Genomic DNA, 15,595 nt, shown 5'->3' with positions numbered 1-15,595 from the left:
TTAATCCTTGCTTTCCAAGCTTTTGCCGACTTCTGTTAGAGATTTATCCAAACGTATATACTTACCTTTTTGATAACAATATTTAGTTAGAGAAACAATATTTTCTTGCTCTGTTGATTGGGTAATTATCAAGCAGGGAAATTCATCATTATCAATATTAGTTGCTTGAATTAGATTTTCATTCCGTGGTAAATAGGGATTAGCAATAAATTCTAGGAGTATATTTCCCGATTCGTTATAAACAGAGTACAAGCATCCAGCATTTCCGCAAAGTTTAGGAGAGCGATAATCGAAAATATATAGATTACCACCACCACGAGAGGGAATTTTTAAGATTTTAATCAATGAAGCATCAAGATGATGAATAGATTTTTGAGATAAAACTGTTTTTAATAAAGGCTGTGGTGCAAAATTATCTGCATCTTGCCAACCTTTTGACTTGCTATTTGGAGATAGATATACAATCAAAAATGAAGTAGTAAATGCACTTGCTACAACAAATAAGGTTAAAATATTAACTCGATGATTACCAAGTTGAATGCTTGAAGTTTTACCAATATTTCTCAGCATGGTAAATATAAATTTAAAATTACAAACAATTCATGGATTGTAAATTTTGCGTGTATTTAGTTTTGGTTTTTTCTCCATACTCTTTAACCGTTTTGGCATCATTAGGATTAATAGCTTGGGAATCGATCGTAATATTTGTTCCTGCAAACTGTATTTGAGCCGCACGTTCAATTAATCTTTCTCCAGTAAATGCTTTCCCGGTAATCGGGTCAATTTGTTGCGATGCCGTAGATAATAAATTATTAGTTTGGGAATCGATTAAAGTTTGTTGCTCGGAGGGAGAGAAATATTGTGTCATTTCCTCACCAGTAATTTGTTCTCCAGAATCTAACTTTGATAAAAATTCCTGACCACCAGCTTTACTTACAATAATTTTTCGGACATCGGGATTCGACGACATAAATTGCATTGCACCAATAGCACGTCCGCAATTACCATTCGAGTCACATACATAATTGCCAACAAAATTATAATTATTTTGCGTGTTTGATAAAGCCGAACTCAGAGCATCAATATTTGTACCAGACACATGCATATTTCTACAATTCTCTTTTGATGCTGGGATTAAATTAGCGACAGCATCATTACCATTATTGCTAGTAATCGGAGAATTATTGAATCGAAAACCACTGCTTTTTAGCCCTGTAGGACTAGAAATAGAATTTTTATCGCTATCAATCCTGCCTAAAAATATCGGCTCTTTCTCCCTGTATGTCATAAACGGAACCGGACCGATAAAATAGGGGGTGCATCCTAAATCGACGAGATTATTCCGCATACAAACTCGGAAAAATAACGATTGGGAAATCATTCCATCAACTTCTGAAACATCCCAAACCGCGACTTTGAAAGCATCTCCAAACAGATTTCTTCCCGTCGGTTCTTTCCCAGCATTAACCGAACCTAAAATCCCCCTTCCACCCTTTACTAACTGGTACTTTCCGCTAATCCATGCTTTTCCGTGTACCGCAGGGGAACCCGATAATTCGGTATGAGCGCAGTCTTTTTCACAGGGTACTGCAAAACCTTCCTTGTTGCTTCCAGAAATCGTTTTATCTCGTTTTTGTTCGTCAGTCGCGAAAGCAACATCAACTATCCCAACTTCTGTACCAACTGGGTTGATGGGATTGGGAAATTGAGAAAATGGGACTTTATTGAGTCCGGGGATTTCCGAAATATATACACCTTGCCATTTATCAAAACTTGCCACAGGAGTAGCTATTAAATTAGGGATTGAGTCGAGATTATAGGACTTTAAATTCAGCGCATCAAAGCTTAATTTACCCAAATGTGGTGATTGTTTGAGTAAATTACCAATGGTTTGATTTATAGCGAAAGAGGTTGATAAGTTTTGCGTCAATAAATCAAAAATTGGTTTGACTTGAGAAATAGGATAGTCTTTTAACTCTGGGATAGCTTTGACCAAACTATCTAATGTTTGAAGTTTAATCACGCCAAAATTATTTAAGCTAATTTTTTCTAAATCTAAATTAGTAATTTTAGAAATATCAGTCAGTGAGAAATTCTGCAATTTGAATGAATCTTGAAAATCACCCAACATTGTAAATGAATCTGGCTTTTGTCCGGCATTCCAACTACGAGAAGGATTATATCCAAGTTTATCGACAACATTTTGAGGTGCTTGGAAAGAACCAGGTTCGCTAATTGCTGGCATATTCGAGAAAGTAATTCGATTCCAGTCGGGTAAACGAGTATTTTGCCAATTAACCGTGGGTATTTGCGATTGCGTTGTTGGAGGGTTCGACATACTGTGTTGTTGTGGGAATAGAATAATTCCACCCGCAACTAATAATGACAGTCTCAATCCTGTAAATTTTATGAATATTTTTCCGGTGGATTTCATGATTTCCTCCTCAATAATTATTTAGAGTGATTGATAAAATTTTGCTGTGTATTGCCATCACTACCTAATTCGACTAGCCGATTAATTAGTTGCATTGAAATTCCACTATCACGAGCCGCTATATTAATTAATTTTCCAGAACGCACATTGCTTAAAAACTGTTCTATCCGCTTCCATAATCGGGAATTATCAGAAATTAAACCTTGTTGTCTGGAAATATTTATTCCTCTAATTATTTGTTGTAATTGATTATTATTAATGTTTGAATAAATTGTTGATTCGCGTATTAGATTGGAGTTGGGTAAAATTTCTAATGTGTGATAGTTCGGCTTATTTTTCCCTGCTATAACTTGGAATAAATAAACTTGTCTCTGAGATTTCCCTTTTGTCACAACCGTCAGCAAGCTTGTATTTGTACCCGGTAATTGAGGCAGTTTTAAGCGATTAATTTTTCGTAAATGTATGACTGTCGCTCCTGATTGTTGGCACTGCGAAGATAAACCACTCAAACAACCATCAACGTCTAGGGATGCGATCGCTGGATTATCTAACCAAACTTTTTCAACAATTTCGCCAGTTTTAATAAAAGAAATATTCACCCCATATCCAGGTGATAATTCAACTCGTGGTATCTTGTCAGAGCTATTTCCAGTTGCAATATCCTGGGAAATTTGCTTTACACCTTGTCTAATTTCAGCAGCATTTACCACTGATAAATCGATAAGTGGTAAAGATATTAAACAAATGATAGTTATATGATTAAATAACCTGCCACCCATTACAACCTCACCTAAAACTGAAATGTCTGATTTACAAATACCTGAACCTCAGTACCAGCTTTGACATACCAAACATCTTCCTTTCGTTGAATTTCTTGCAATGCTTGTTGATTGCGCTGGAGAATTTGTTGGGTTAAAGGTTCAAATCCCCCTTCCAAAACTGCTCCCAAAATATTCGAGCGATTTCTTCTAATTGAAGAAAAGGAACTCGTATCACCAAAACCACTATTCGTTGAAGTTTGTTCTTCCTTGGGTTGATTGAGAACCTTACCAACTTTTGCCAAAGAACCAACCGCAAAGGTTTCAACATCCCGCGCAGCAATTTCTCCACCTTTATCACCCCAAGAGGATGCAATTAAAGGTTGACCTGATTTACCTCGAATTGCGATCGCACCTTCAGGTAGCACATATTCATTTCCATTAATCACCGCTCTCGTTGCTTCAAGTTCGATAAATCCGGATTTTTGGATATCCTTAACTTGGACTATTAGCTGCGAGTTTTTCGGGAGAATAATAGCGTTATCCTCAGTTTTTAAAGGTTGAGAAACTTGAATAATAAATTTATCTGTTTGTTGTTGGTCATTCGATTGTTTAGTATTATTGCTACGATTATTTGCCCAAACTATTGGGGTAATTAATTTACCACTAACTGATGTACCTATTGTTAATTGTGGTGTGTTTTGATTTTCGATAATTAATGCTTCTTCATCGTGGAGTGGTTCCAAATTAGAATCATCAACGGTTGGAACGATTTGATTTTGATTTGATGTTGCTGAGACTAAAGTTGCACGAGGAATATTGGGTATTTGTTGCTCGTTAAAGTCGGAATTAGAAGTATTTGCTAGTTGAAGATTCGTTTTAGAAATAGTTGCGAGTTCTGCGCTTCCATAGCTTCCCAAACTACTAATTTTTCTCCATTGTTCTATTGAATTTATATCGTCTTGTTTGGGTAAAGCTTTGGGAATAAACGCAGAATTCACTTTATTTGCGACAGGTCGAATTCGTGGTTGATAATTAGCGCGAGGATATTCATAATTCACTCGTTGAGGTTGATAGCTAATTCTTTGAGGAATTGAACGTGGAATATATGCAACTTGCTGTCTGGGTATTTCTCTTGGTGCGACGGTGGGAGGTACATTTTTCTTTTTAGTTATAGCATTAGGTCGAGCAATTGTAGGTTTACGATTTTGGGAATGCTCTACTGATTTAATTTTTTCGGCTTGAGTAGAAAGTGCTAATTCTGCTTTTAATTTCCCTGTTTCTGCTTCTTGAGAGTTATCAGCTATTTCAATTTTTGGTTTACTTGTTTCTCTATTCGCAATTGTCGGTGCAACCTTGGGTTTACCGGACATAATACTATTTAAAACTGTCGCACCAGCACCAAATACTACGATCATTACCAACCCAACTGCACCAAATTTTGCAAAGGGATTTCCATAAAAAGTTGGTTGGGTTTTACCTAGATGAGGGTCATCAAATAATTCATTAAGAGCGACTGGATTTTGGTTTGGATTATTTATCTCCTCTTCTAATAATTCCTCTGATTGGATAAAATTAGTTTTATTATCTATCAGGTTTTCATCACTCAAGCCTAACAATTTCGCAAAACTCGCCTCATCCCAATTATTATTTAATTCATTATTCTCAACTTCTTGTTCCGGCATTATAAATTCTCCTGGGGTAAATCACGAATAGCATAAATTTCCAAACCACTCGCACGAACTTGATAAATTACTGCTGCCAACCCACCGATATTTGCTGGACTTTCGGGAGCTTCCACGGCTCGAACGAATATCTCTTTATTAAAGGGAATCACCTCGCCTAAATTATTCCCCCTATCGAAAACAGTCAGGTTTGCAATCATCTTGACTTTCCATTTCCCCTCTTCAATTTTTATCGGTGACTGAATTGAAAGCGGAACCAAAACAACCTGAGTCGAGCCTTTAAAAACCCCCGGTGGTGTCATCGATGCCAACATTTTTAAAAACTCTTTGCGAAAATCCTCCGACAATGCGTAAGAAGCTTGCCACGCTCCCGATGTAACTCTATTTCCTCTCAATCCCCGCTCCCCAATATTGATTCCCTTATCGGGTTTAGGTTTTGTGTTTTCTTCGATGCTGCTAGGTGGCAAATTTCCCGACCAATTCATCATCAAAGTCATGGTATCGGAGACGAAACGAGAAATAACTTGTGGGGTGCGATCGCGATTTCCCAACGGTGCAACTTTTATAGCAGAACCTGTCTCTAACTGCACCAAAGTTGGAATTGGCTTTTTATTGAGTTGGGAGTAGGAACCATAGATTAATATCAAAATAAAAAATGTAATTAGGTGTAGTCCAAAAGTACCAACAGCAAACAGCGCTAGAGCTTCACCAGTGGAAACATTTTTAGAAGCACGATTTAAAAATCTGAGCCGTTTATTTTTAGGAGATTCCGAATTAAGATTGTTCATAAATATTAAATAGAATTCAGGAGTCAGAAATCAGAATATGAAAAGTAATACATTATCAGAACTACAAGGATAAATGAAACTAATTCTTCTGAATTCTGTATTCTGACTTCTGGATTATTCTTAATTAATAGCTTCTCCTATTCACCATTTTCTGAACGAACGTAGCAACACCGAAAGTCGCAATACTCGAAAAACTATTAAACACAGCCATCCCCCCACCCGCAGCTAAAACAACAGATAAAACTGGTGCAAGAATACCGATTGCAAATGCAAAAATCATCGGGTCGTTATTATCGGCATTCAACACCATCGTCGCTATCAAACCGGAAATAATATTGAAACAAAGCTTTATCATCCCTACAGAAAAGAAACCAGTTAACCAGGCAAAAATTGCTTTTGAACCGACGGGAAGTAACGAACCACCCACAGCCAACGGACCGAGTAAAGCTGTCAATAACATGCAAACCTCAATAACCCATTGAAATGCGATCGCAAACCCAAACAGCCATCCTCTAACAGCCAATTGAAAGATATTGGTATTGAAAAAATCACTAATACTTTTCAACCATTCGGGACGATTATCTGAGTCTAAATTCGCTTCGATTTCCTTGGCTTGTGCTGCTGCATTCTCCAGACATTGAGTTTGTTGTGTAGGGTCAGCGATCGCGTTACATTGATTTACTAAAGATTGAATTGCATCTCCTTGTCCAGTTTTGAGCATTACCTGCTGATAGGCTTCTTGGAGTTGGATAGACGCAGAAGTCGAAGCAAGGAGAGTTTGATTGGTTTGGTTGATAATTCCCCGCAAACTTTGAGTAGCTAATGCTAAAGGTTGACCGTTATTAGCAAGTAAAACGATGACAACAATAGTCCAAATTATCTCGGTAAATCCTTTGGAACTCTCTCCATCAATCATTTCCTTCGTCCATTGGACAATAAAGATTAGCAAAGTTCCAACAGCGAAAAAGACTCCTAAATTTGCGATCGCACCATATAATCCTCCATCTAATACGTCATTCCATAATCTATCGACTGATTCAGCTACTGCTTAACTTGCAGCAACTCCATCCTCTGTAATTGTAGAAGCTGCTTGCCCAGGATTGGGAGGCTGTACTTGAGAAAAAATTAATCCGTATTTCAAAAAATGATAGAACATACGGGTAGATATTCAATTAAAATAATCTTGCTTGGGATGCAACTCTCAAGTTATTAAATCCCTGCCCTACTACTTCTTTCTGTTTAGATTGATTTTGTCCGTCTACAGAACGAGAAATATTGGTTAAATTCAAATTTGCTAAATCCTGAGATTGCTTGGATTTCAATCCATCGGTTCGCATTGCTCCCAAGATTCCCGCTATTTGAGTATTTTGCTGGGCAATACGCTTCATCACATTTTGGGTAACAACTTCTTCCTGTGCTGCTTCTCCAGAATTTCCAACTTGTTTAATCGAATTTTGAGTTTTTTCAACTTGCTTTTTCGTAATTATTTGACCTTCTTTACTTAAGGTACTGTTAGAATCGGCACGGGTAATTTGCCGATCAATTTCATTAGTGGCTTTATCAACAGGATTAACAGCAGTATTTGTAGATGCAACAATTCCCTCAATTTTTTCTCTTGTTTCTGTTGCATCTGGTAGACCTAAATTCCCAACAGATTCATTCACTGCTGCTTGCAAATCTCCCTGCAATGATGCTGACAAATCCTCTATTTTTTGAGAAATAGTCGAGGAAACATATTTATTTATAGGACCTAACTGTTCTTGCCATTGCTCAAATACTTTTGCAAGGGGATTGGGTATTTCTAATGCCGAAGCGGTGGGAATGCTAACCACTGATATTACACCAATACCAACTCCAACAATTATCAATTTCTTTGTTTTCTTCATATATCAATCACCTTCTACTAATTGCTTAGAAAATTCAGTAATCGCTATGAATTTATCTGAATATTTCGATAAAGCTGCTGTTCTCCTTTCTTGCTCTTGAGGATTATTGGCTACTACTGCTAACAAATTGAAGGCTGGATAATAACGACAAAAGGTAAAAATTCCGTTATCATCCAGCAACCATTGTGAATAAAAACCCTCCTTTTTTGGGAAGAAACTTTCGGTGGCATTGCGGGAAATAATCTCTTGGGGATATTTCAAAATCAGAGTAAAACTATCCACCGCAGTCGGTTGAATCCGTCCTATCAAGCGGGTAGTTAGATTTTGAAAAATCTTGGAACTCGATGGAGATTTGGCAATCGTATCTGGGTCTTGGGCTGATAAAATCACCCTGATACCTGCTTTTGCTCCGTTTGCACATAACCTACCTACCAAAGCAGCGATCGCATCAAATTCAAACAAAATTGGACTTTCATCGATAAAAAAGATACTCGCTGGAGCAGCCAATGCCCGACGTAATGCTGCACTATAAGCACTCAAACTCAAAATTGCCGCATCTTCATCGTTCGACAAATTACGTAGTGCAAAGATGAGTAACCTTGCGTCGCTGCGAAAAGTAGATGGTTGTGCAAGAGCTTGACCAACCCGACTCGACAGCCAAAATCTTAACCGCAGATGTATGGTTTCCAAAGCTGCTTTTGTATCCCCAGTCAGAGAATCTAACCGCAATCTTTCGTGGGAGCAAAAACCCAGAAAGTCATGTAATGTCGGCATTGTCTGCCATTCAACTGAACCAAAGCCATTCATGTATGCAGCAGCATAGCGCTCGCGAATCAATTCATCCCCAAAAAACGCTTTCAAAGCCAAAGCAATAAGTGACCTTACCGCATCTTGTGATTCACTCCGACGATTCCCGGAAACCATTGCTAATATTGCATTTGCGAGAAAATCTTTGTAATCTTCAAATCTTTCTTGCTGCAAAGAAGATGATAGCGATCGCAAATTTGGCAACTCAAACAAATTACTGGATTCTTTGCCGATGTCAAAATACGCACCGTCATCTCCCATGAATTGGGTGTAATCGGTAAAAGTGCTGGTTCCATCGGGTTTTGGGTAATCCATCGCGACGACGGGCATTCCGTGGGCTAATGCTTGAGTGAGAATACCAGATGCCAAGACACTTTTACCAGCGCGAGTTGTGGCAAATAACCCTAAATTCTTGTGTTGGCTATATAAATCCAGAAGAACAGGTGTTCCTCCTTCTTCAGCAATTAACTCGAAACCTTGGTTATCCCCGGCTTTGGTTCGCACCAAGGGCATTAATCCCGGCACTTCACCGCTCAAGTAAACTAAGCGTCGATTGAAAGGAGCAGTCATTAGGCGTTCCCAAACGATGGGTAAAGTTTGTAACCAAATGCGCCAGGGATATTCGGTTTCTCTGATAACCCAAGCTGGACGGAGAAAGCAGGATTGTAGGTAACGACAAGCTTCGTCTAATTGTTCGCGGGTTTTGCGATATACCAAAAATACCGTCGCTACGTGGATGGGAACAGCACCTTCATAGAGTTCTTCTTGGGCAGCAACAGATTTTTTGATATTGAGCAGGGATTTCACGTCCACCGAGTTTTTATCTTGAGCAAGTGCGGCTGATGTATTTGCTTGCTTAGTCAAGCGCTGCATATTAGTTTTGACTAAGGTTTCATTAGCCCGCATCAACTGACAGAAAATCTCGGTGTCGTAAATTCTCTCCCTTGATAAAACCTCCCACAAATAACGCAGCTGTCGCTCCTTATCCACCCAACCACCGGGTTTATCGGCAAAAGTCAAAGCAGCGATGTATTTTTCTTGGAGATGCACCCAACGTCTATCTGCGACGGGGATAGATGACTCGGACTCCATGAGCAAAGATGCGGGGGAAACATCTGAATAAATTTCCTCACGTAGTCCATTGTCATCGAGGGTGAGAAGTTGGGGAATCGGACGGGGTGGTGTGTTGTTAAAACGCTGCCAAAGATACTCCCAAAGCGTTTCGGCAGTTAGGGGGTGGATATCTAGCCCCATTTTGTTTGATAAAAGTTGTTCCCATAGTTGAAATCCGTCAGTGAAGGATGAATGGATTAATCGCTCGATCGCGATAAATTGAAGTTCGTTGATTTCTCCAGTAAACGATTTCCACGAACGTTCTAATTTCGATAGAACTTTCTCGATCGCGTCACTCGTTCCCGTACTCGAAGTTTCAACGGTATATGTGCAATAAAGCCGTAATGTTTTCGGTTTGCGAACTCCTTGGTTTGTTAATTGTTGTGTTCTATATCGTTCCCCCATTAGTAGATATTGCAGTTCTTTGTTAGGAGCAATATCGCTCAAATCTTTGAGTTGCTGTTGTCGTGCTGCGTCATTGGTAAACGAACTCAGGTGTATGGTCAAACGTTCGCCATCGGGTAAATCCTTCAAACCGGATTCGATCGCATCAAATACGGGGTCGATTTGTTCGTTGCGTAATGTGGAATGAATGCCCCCACATTCAAATCCAAATTGAATTAGGAAATTGTCCACACCTTTGCGTAAAAGATAAGCGCCAACCGAACGACCTTGAAGATTAATTTGCAACATTGTAAAAGGTGCAAATGCATCTTCAAGAGGTGTTAAGGAAAGTTTACTTCCTCCATTTTCTACCAACCGTTTACCAATTTTTTGATTTGACACTCACACAAAAACCTACATTTTTTTGATTGAAGAAAGGCAGATGGCAGGAGGCAGGAGGTTATAGATACATAAGCATCTCCAGAAATTCAATATTTACCCTTACTAAACAAGGTGTTAATTTCCTTTATTGGAGGTGTCTATTGATTTTTCCCTTCTGCCTTCTGCCTACGTCCTCCTGCCTTCTTAATTTGTTTGGAATTAACTATTGGCTGATACAAACAACGAACTCTTGTCCAGCGAGGAGTCGCAACAAATTTAGATAAAATCCTCCATGCTCCGTTAGCAGTAATAATCCACCAAGTTGCGATTCCCCAAGCTGAAATACTACAAGTCCAAACCCAATTAAGTCGAAATAACCCGTGAGCTAAGTAGTAAGAAATTCCACAAATTATTGCCCAAGGAATTAATTGGTCAGCAGGGAATGGTCCAATATTCGGTTGCTTCCCAAGAGCCACATTAACTTTGCGATATTTTGATTTATCCTCCATAAATTGAGTGATAATAGCAAATTACGAGTTACCAATTACGAATTGCGAATTGCGTAGCTTGCTTCCCGCGATAGCGGGTATTGCGAATTGTATTACCCTCCACCTCCAATAATCAAATTTGCTAAGATATCACCCATTGTTACCGCAATTAAAATAATCATTGGTGTACGAGCCAAATTTTGCCAGTCTTCATCTTGTCTTGCGGCTTGAATAACCCTAACTAGCGATATTCCCAAGTACAAAATAAACAATCCTCGTAGTACATTAAACGACAAAGTAATCGCCTCTTCTGCTCCCGTAAACTGCCCTGTCATCCAAGTTTCTGCACTTTGAAAAAATTGTGCATGTACCGGACTTTCTAGGGCTTCTAATAGTAGAAATGCACTCCAAAGAATTAAAACAGACAAGGTGATTTTGTAGCTGTGAGAAAATTTTGTGATGATTTTAAAGAAACCTTCCAACTCGTGTCGAAAGAAAATCGCGCTCATTCCCAATGTGGAAATAGTCAACGTCGTAATTCCAAGCCAACTTGGATTGATGACTACATCTATAACTGTTACAGAAATTGCAGTCAACATTAAGCTATTAGTTCGAGCATGATTTCTTGGGTGCGAGTCTGTATTTGGAATTGGTTTCAAGAACATAGAAATCACAACAAAATTTTCTATACCTACTAATACTGTCCTATTACTAAAGTTTGCATCAACCAATTGTGGGATTATTTTTCAAGCCTTTTCGTCGGTAAAATATCATTTTGTAATTGTTTTATATCTTACTTGTATAAACCAAATAAATACTTAACTCAACAGCAATAATGTAACTTATAGCACCAATAGTCTTCAATCTTACATATCAATTTTGATTAATTAAGTCTTTAATTTTACTTTTTGTATTTCCGCATATACTGAGATGATATGTCGAAATTTTAGCTAATTTGTTAATTAGAAAGTCAAAATTAAAGACACAACAATGCGATCGCTGCTATCAAACCATGTCAAAAGCGCTTGTACAGAATCAATACAACAATTAATGCAAAAGCTTCCGTACATTTATTTGTATTCACTAACTGGAAAATGTCTCAGTATACGGTTATAACTGACATTAATAAGGACATCAAATATCAATAATTTGAATAGCTGGATTTTCCTCTAAAAGTCTGCTTCAAAAAGATATAAACTAGAATTTTTCCTCAGTGTTGAATTGTGAAAATAATATAAATAATATACAAACAAGTATTGATTATTAACTTTCTTTCCAAAGTAAAATTGTTAAATTAGTTGCCAAAATGTATTCTCATACATAGATGGGTTTTCGTAATCTTTTATGCTTTAAAGCTCGACCACGCTAAGTCAAAATTTTAGATTGACTCACATCTTGCACCAAGAAAATTTGATGGATTTTAAACACTCAGTATAAAACCTTAAATCCTTGATTTAGCGATAAAAGGTAGTAAAAAGAATGTAGCTATATCGCACATCTTTTAACTTTATCTGGGTATATACGTAGAGGTGCAAGATATGAGTTGAGCTTTATTTTTCATGAGATTCGAGTTTTTATAATACAAATCTTTGTGCATCTTCACTATCTTCAAAATCAAAATTTCAATGTATGTCTGTAGATTCGATCACGACACAAGCCCATATTTAGTAAATACTTGAAAACTAGAGGAGTGGTAGGTGTGCAAAGTCCTCCCAAACAAATCGCATCATTACCGCAATATCCATTGGTAAATAAAAAAATTGCAGCAGAAAGAACTGGTTTATCTACGGAAACCCTCAAAAGATATCGATTAGGAGGATTACTACAGAAGGATATTCATTGGGTCGCCATTAATTCTAGGGTTATTCGGTATAACATTGTCCTAGTTCTTGATTGGATACAGAATAAAGATACTAACCCCCAGGGGCATATCAATGCAATTGAACGCTATTTAGAATCCCTTCCCTCTGGATGGCAAAAGCCTCGGATTAGAAGGTTATCGAATCAAACCAAACCATGAAGATTTAACGATGGTATGGTATCTGCTAAACATTACAAACCAAGAATAATCGTTGGCGATCGCACCCATCGCTCCAGTTCTCTCAATCGGTCCAGAGATGATTTCCACACCGCAAAAACGTAGGTGTTGCTCGACATCACTCAAGGGTTCCTGCACAATTAAGCACAAGTCCGCAGAGCCAGGAGTCGGTTTATTTGCTTTTGGCTCGAATTCTTCGCCAATTTGGTGGAGATTGATTTTTTGCTGTCCGAATGCAAGCGCTTTTCGTCTTTCTCCAAAAATAACTACCTGCATTCCCAGTACCCGATTGTAAAAATTGCAGGTGGATTCGATGTCTCTGACAGTCAACACCAGATGGTCTAATCGATCAATATTTATCATTGTGGCAAATTAATTCGTTGATTTTCAAGTCAATAACGTAGTTAAACAAAACTAATTGCAGAAGTATTTAACCTGAAACTCTTATCCAGCTTAAAAGTAAATGTGTAAATATTTCTGCTTGATTACTTGAGCAATGCAAGAAAAAATATCTCGGAAGCCTCTGGCGATCAGCAACAGTGAACACTAGGTATATCATAATTAATCCAGAATTAAATATTATTACGGATTTAGCTTACAAGAGGGGTTTAATTTGACTAGTTTCCTTACCCTCCTTCTATTTCGGAAGAATAATTCTCAATGTATGAAGATTTATCGATCGCAACTTCAAATTAAACTCAATTCGGCGTAGGCTAAAAGTAAAACTCTTGGGTGCCATGTCAGTTTTACCAATCTCGGAAGCCATCATTCGCCATAAATCGAACGCTTCATCCTACAGTCGTGGTGAAGATTATTACCGCCGGGGAGCAGTATATGACGTGAAAAAGCGCGGTAATTCACTCCAAGCATCAGTAGAAGGTAGTGAGATTAAGCCCTATCGAGTCAGTGTGAATTTTGATGCTGGGGGCATCACTTTAGCCTGTTGCAGTTGTCTCTACGATTACGATGGCTGGTGCAAGCATATTGTCGCTACATTATTAACCTGTACCCGTGCATCCAATGCAATAACAGAACGTCCCACCTCCGAACAGCTATTAGATAAACTTGACCATTTACAAACTCAACGTTTAGTTCAAGAATTATTGAGAAAAAACCCAGAATTAATCGATGATATCGATAGCTTTGTTAGTTTGCTCAACTCCCCACCCAGCAACAAAAAATCTCCTCCTAGCAAACGTCGCAGTCAAATCGATGTGACACCGATTCGCTCCCAAGTACGGCGGATTTTGCGCGATGGGTTGAGAGAATTAGAATATGGCAGCGAAGATGACCCATTTACCGAAGAATTGACCGCAATTATCGAACAAGCCCAGGAATTTGCCCGGCAAAGTGATGGAACTAGTGCCATTGCCATCCTCGAAGCCATCACATCTACATACGCAGAAGAATGGGACGAATTAGCAGAATACGGTGGTGATTGTTATTCGATCGCCGAACCTCTCGATATTGCCTGGACAGAAGCGATTTTATGTGCGGATATACCCGAAGCCGAAGCGAAGGATTTGCAAATTATGTTGGAATCTTGGCAAGATGAGATTGCCGCAGATTTCGGTATGAGTCTAGAAGCATTAAAGCAGGGTTGGAACTACGAACCACTACAACAAATCGTGGCAGGTAATACTTCCATAAAGCTTTGGCAAGAAGATACACGTCCAGATTTTGCCGACGATTTAATATCAATACGCTTGGATTACCTAGAACGTCAAAATCGCTACAGTGAGTATTTAAATCTATCCTTTGCCGAAGGGATGATGCAGCAATATTTAACCAAACTAGCAGCTTTAGGAAGAATTGACGAAGCCATGTCTGTGGCAAAAACCCAGATGGATACCGCCGAAACAGCCTTTGCTCTGGCTATGGTATTGAGGGACGATGGATACTTGTCGGAAGCGCTACTAATTTCGCGATTAGGACTACATTTATCAGGAAATCGCATCTACGAGTTTGCCTCTTGGACGAGCAATTTTGCGGAGGGAATGGGAGATACATCGACTGCGTTAAATGCCAGTATGGTTGCGTTTGAAGCGAAACCATCGTTTCGAGATTATCAGAAAGTAGAGAACTTAGCGGCAGATGCCTGGTCGCAAATCAAACCAGATTTACTAGAGATTATACGGGAATTAAAACACTGGTACGTAACAGAGGCGAAAGTTGATATTTTTCTCCATGAAGGGTTAATTGATGAGGCTATAGCAACAGTGAGCAGCAATAGTTATTATGCCTCGGAATTACTGGAGCGAGTGATGGATGCAGCCATACCCCACCGTCCCGATTGGGTAATTACTAAAGCACGGCAACTGGCAGAAGATATTATGAATCGGGGAAAAGCCGATCGCTATGATAATGCGGTTCGGTGGTTGAAAAAAGTTAAAGCTGCTTACGTGCAATTGGGTAAACAATCCGAATGGTCTGCCTATCGTGCAGAATTAGAAAACATCCACGGACGCAAACGTAAATTAATGGAATTATTCAAAGGGCTAAATAAAGTATAGAGCGATCGCGGCGAAAACGGGTGTGGCAAAGTCGATGATTTATTGATTATTTATTACTATTTTCAGGATAAAGAAGGTTTGTATCAAGCTGTTTTAGAGCGATCACACTTGTTTTGGCTGGTGTTCGATGTTGAAAATAGCTACTCTTTGAATTTGTATACAAGCTTACTCAACGTCAAGATTAGTTATGACTTTTGCAATATTTTTTGTCTTCTAGCTCATCTAAAATTGGGTATGTTTACCAGAATAAGAGGGCTAACGAATGTTGTTTATGATTAAGGCTTGCTCATCATCAATATTTATGCCGCGACGCTGTAAGT

General features: G+C 38.6%; 12 protein-coding genes and 1 pseudogene. 2 read left to right on the top strand and 11 right to left on the bottom strand.

From position 1 onward, the window contains the following. From VB733_RS20365 to VB733_RS20320, 10 genes and pseudogenes are all read right to left on the bottom strand, one after another. A complete protein-coding gene (locus VB733_RS20365; RefSeq protein WP_323341886.1) occupies nt 1–570 on the bottom strand; it encodes a histidine kinase in 570 nt (189 codons plus the stop codon). 19 nt (nt 571–589) lie between these two features. After that, nucleotides 590–2,434 (bottom strand): hypothetical protein, encoded by a 1,845-nt coding sequence (locus VB733_RS20360; RefSeq protein ID WP_323341885.1) that lies wholly within the window; start codon nt 2,432–2,434, stop codon nt 590–592. Nucleotides 2,435–2,451: 17 nt separating this feature from the next. Continuing rightward, on the bottom strand, nt 2,452–3,213 hold the full coding sequence (locus VB733_RS20355; RefSeq protein WP_323341884.1) for a hypothetical protein: 762 nt from the start codon (nt 3,211–3,213) through the stop codon (nt 2,452–2,454). A gap of 11 nt (nt 3,214–3,224) precedes the next feature. Then, nucleotides 3,225–4,877, bottom strand: coding sequence for a TrbI/VirB10 family protein (locus VB733_RS20350; protein WP_323341883.1), 1,653 nt, complete (start codon nt 4,875–4,877; stop codon nt 3,225–3,227). Further along, on the bottom strand, nt 4,877–5,665 hold the full coding sequence (locus tag VB733_RS20345) for a hypothetical protein (RefSeq protein WP_323341882.1): 789 nt from the start codon (nt 5,663–5,665) through the stop codon (nt 4,877–4,879). The genes VB733_RS20350 and VB733_RS20345 overlap by 1 nt, the downstream gene beginning before the upstream one ends. Nucleotides 5,666–5,789: 124 nt before the next feature. Further along, nucleotides 5,790–6,821: pseudogene (locus VB733_RS20340) on the bottom strand (hypothetical protein). Between the two features lie 16 nt (nt 6,822–6,837). After that, nucleotides 6,838–7,551, bottom strand: coding sequence for a hypothetical protein (locus tag VB733_RS20335; RefSeq protein WP_323341881.1), 714 nt, complete (start codon nt 7,549–7,551; stop codon nt 6,838–6,840). A 3-nt stretch (nt 7,552–7,554) separates the two neighbouring features. Continuing rightward, a complete protein-coding gene (locus VB733_RS20330; RefSeq protein WP_323341880.1) occupies nt 7,555–10,257 on the bottom strand; it encodes a hypothetical protein in 2,703 nt (900 codons plus the stop codon). A gap of 137 nt (nt 10,258–10,394) precedes the next feature. Beyond that, complete coding sequence (locus VB733_RS20325; RefSeq protein ID WP_323341879.1) at nt 10,395–10,745, bottom strand: hypothetical protein; 351 nt, start codon at nt 10,743–10,745, stop codon at nt 10,395–10,397. A gap of 92 nt (nt 10,746–10,837) precedes the next feature. After that, nucleotides 10,838–11,389: a hypothetical protein gene (locus VB733_RS20320; protein ID WP_323341878.1), complete on the bottom strand. Its 552-nt coding sequence runs from the start codon at nt 11,387–11,389 to the stop codon at nt 10,838–10,840. A gap of 1,034 nt (nt 11,390–12,423) precedes the next feature. On the opposite strand from VB733_RS20320, the gene VB733_RS20315 reads away from it, so the two are divergent. Further along, nucleotides 12,424–12,744 (top strand): hypothetical protein, encoded by a 321-nt coding sequence (locus VB733_RS20315; RefSeq protein ID WP_323341877.1) that lies wholly within the window; start codon nt 12,424–12,426, stop codon nt 12,742–12,744. Here VB733_RS20315 and VB733_RS20310 read toward each other — a convergent pair. After that, nucleotides 12,721–13,125, bottom strand: a complete 405-nt coding sequence (locus VB733_RS20310) for a VOC family protein (RefSeq protein WP_323341876.1) — start codon at nt 13,123–13,125, stop codon at nt 12,721–12,723. The genes VB733_RS20315 and VB733_RS20310 overlap by 24 nt on opposite strands. A 374-nt stretch (nt 13,126–13,499) precedes the next feature. On the opposite strand from VB733_RS20310, the gene VB733_RS20305 reads away from it, so the two are divergent. Beyond that, entirely contained in the window at nt 13,500–15,275 is a 1,776-nt protein-coding gene (locus VB733_RS20305) for an SWIM zinc finger family protein (RefSeq protein WP_323341875.1), read from the top strand. Nucleotides 15,276–15,595: the final 320 nt, after the last annotated feature.

Origin of the sequence: Calothrix sp. UHCC 0171 (genome assembly GCF_034931845.1) — a bacterium.
Classification (GTDB): Bacteria; Cyanobacteriota; Cyanobacteriia; order Cyanobacteriales; family Nostocaceae; genus Brunnivagina.
Note: the sequence above shows the minus strand (reverse complement) of the source record. Positions and strands in the feature narration are given on the sequence as shown.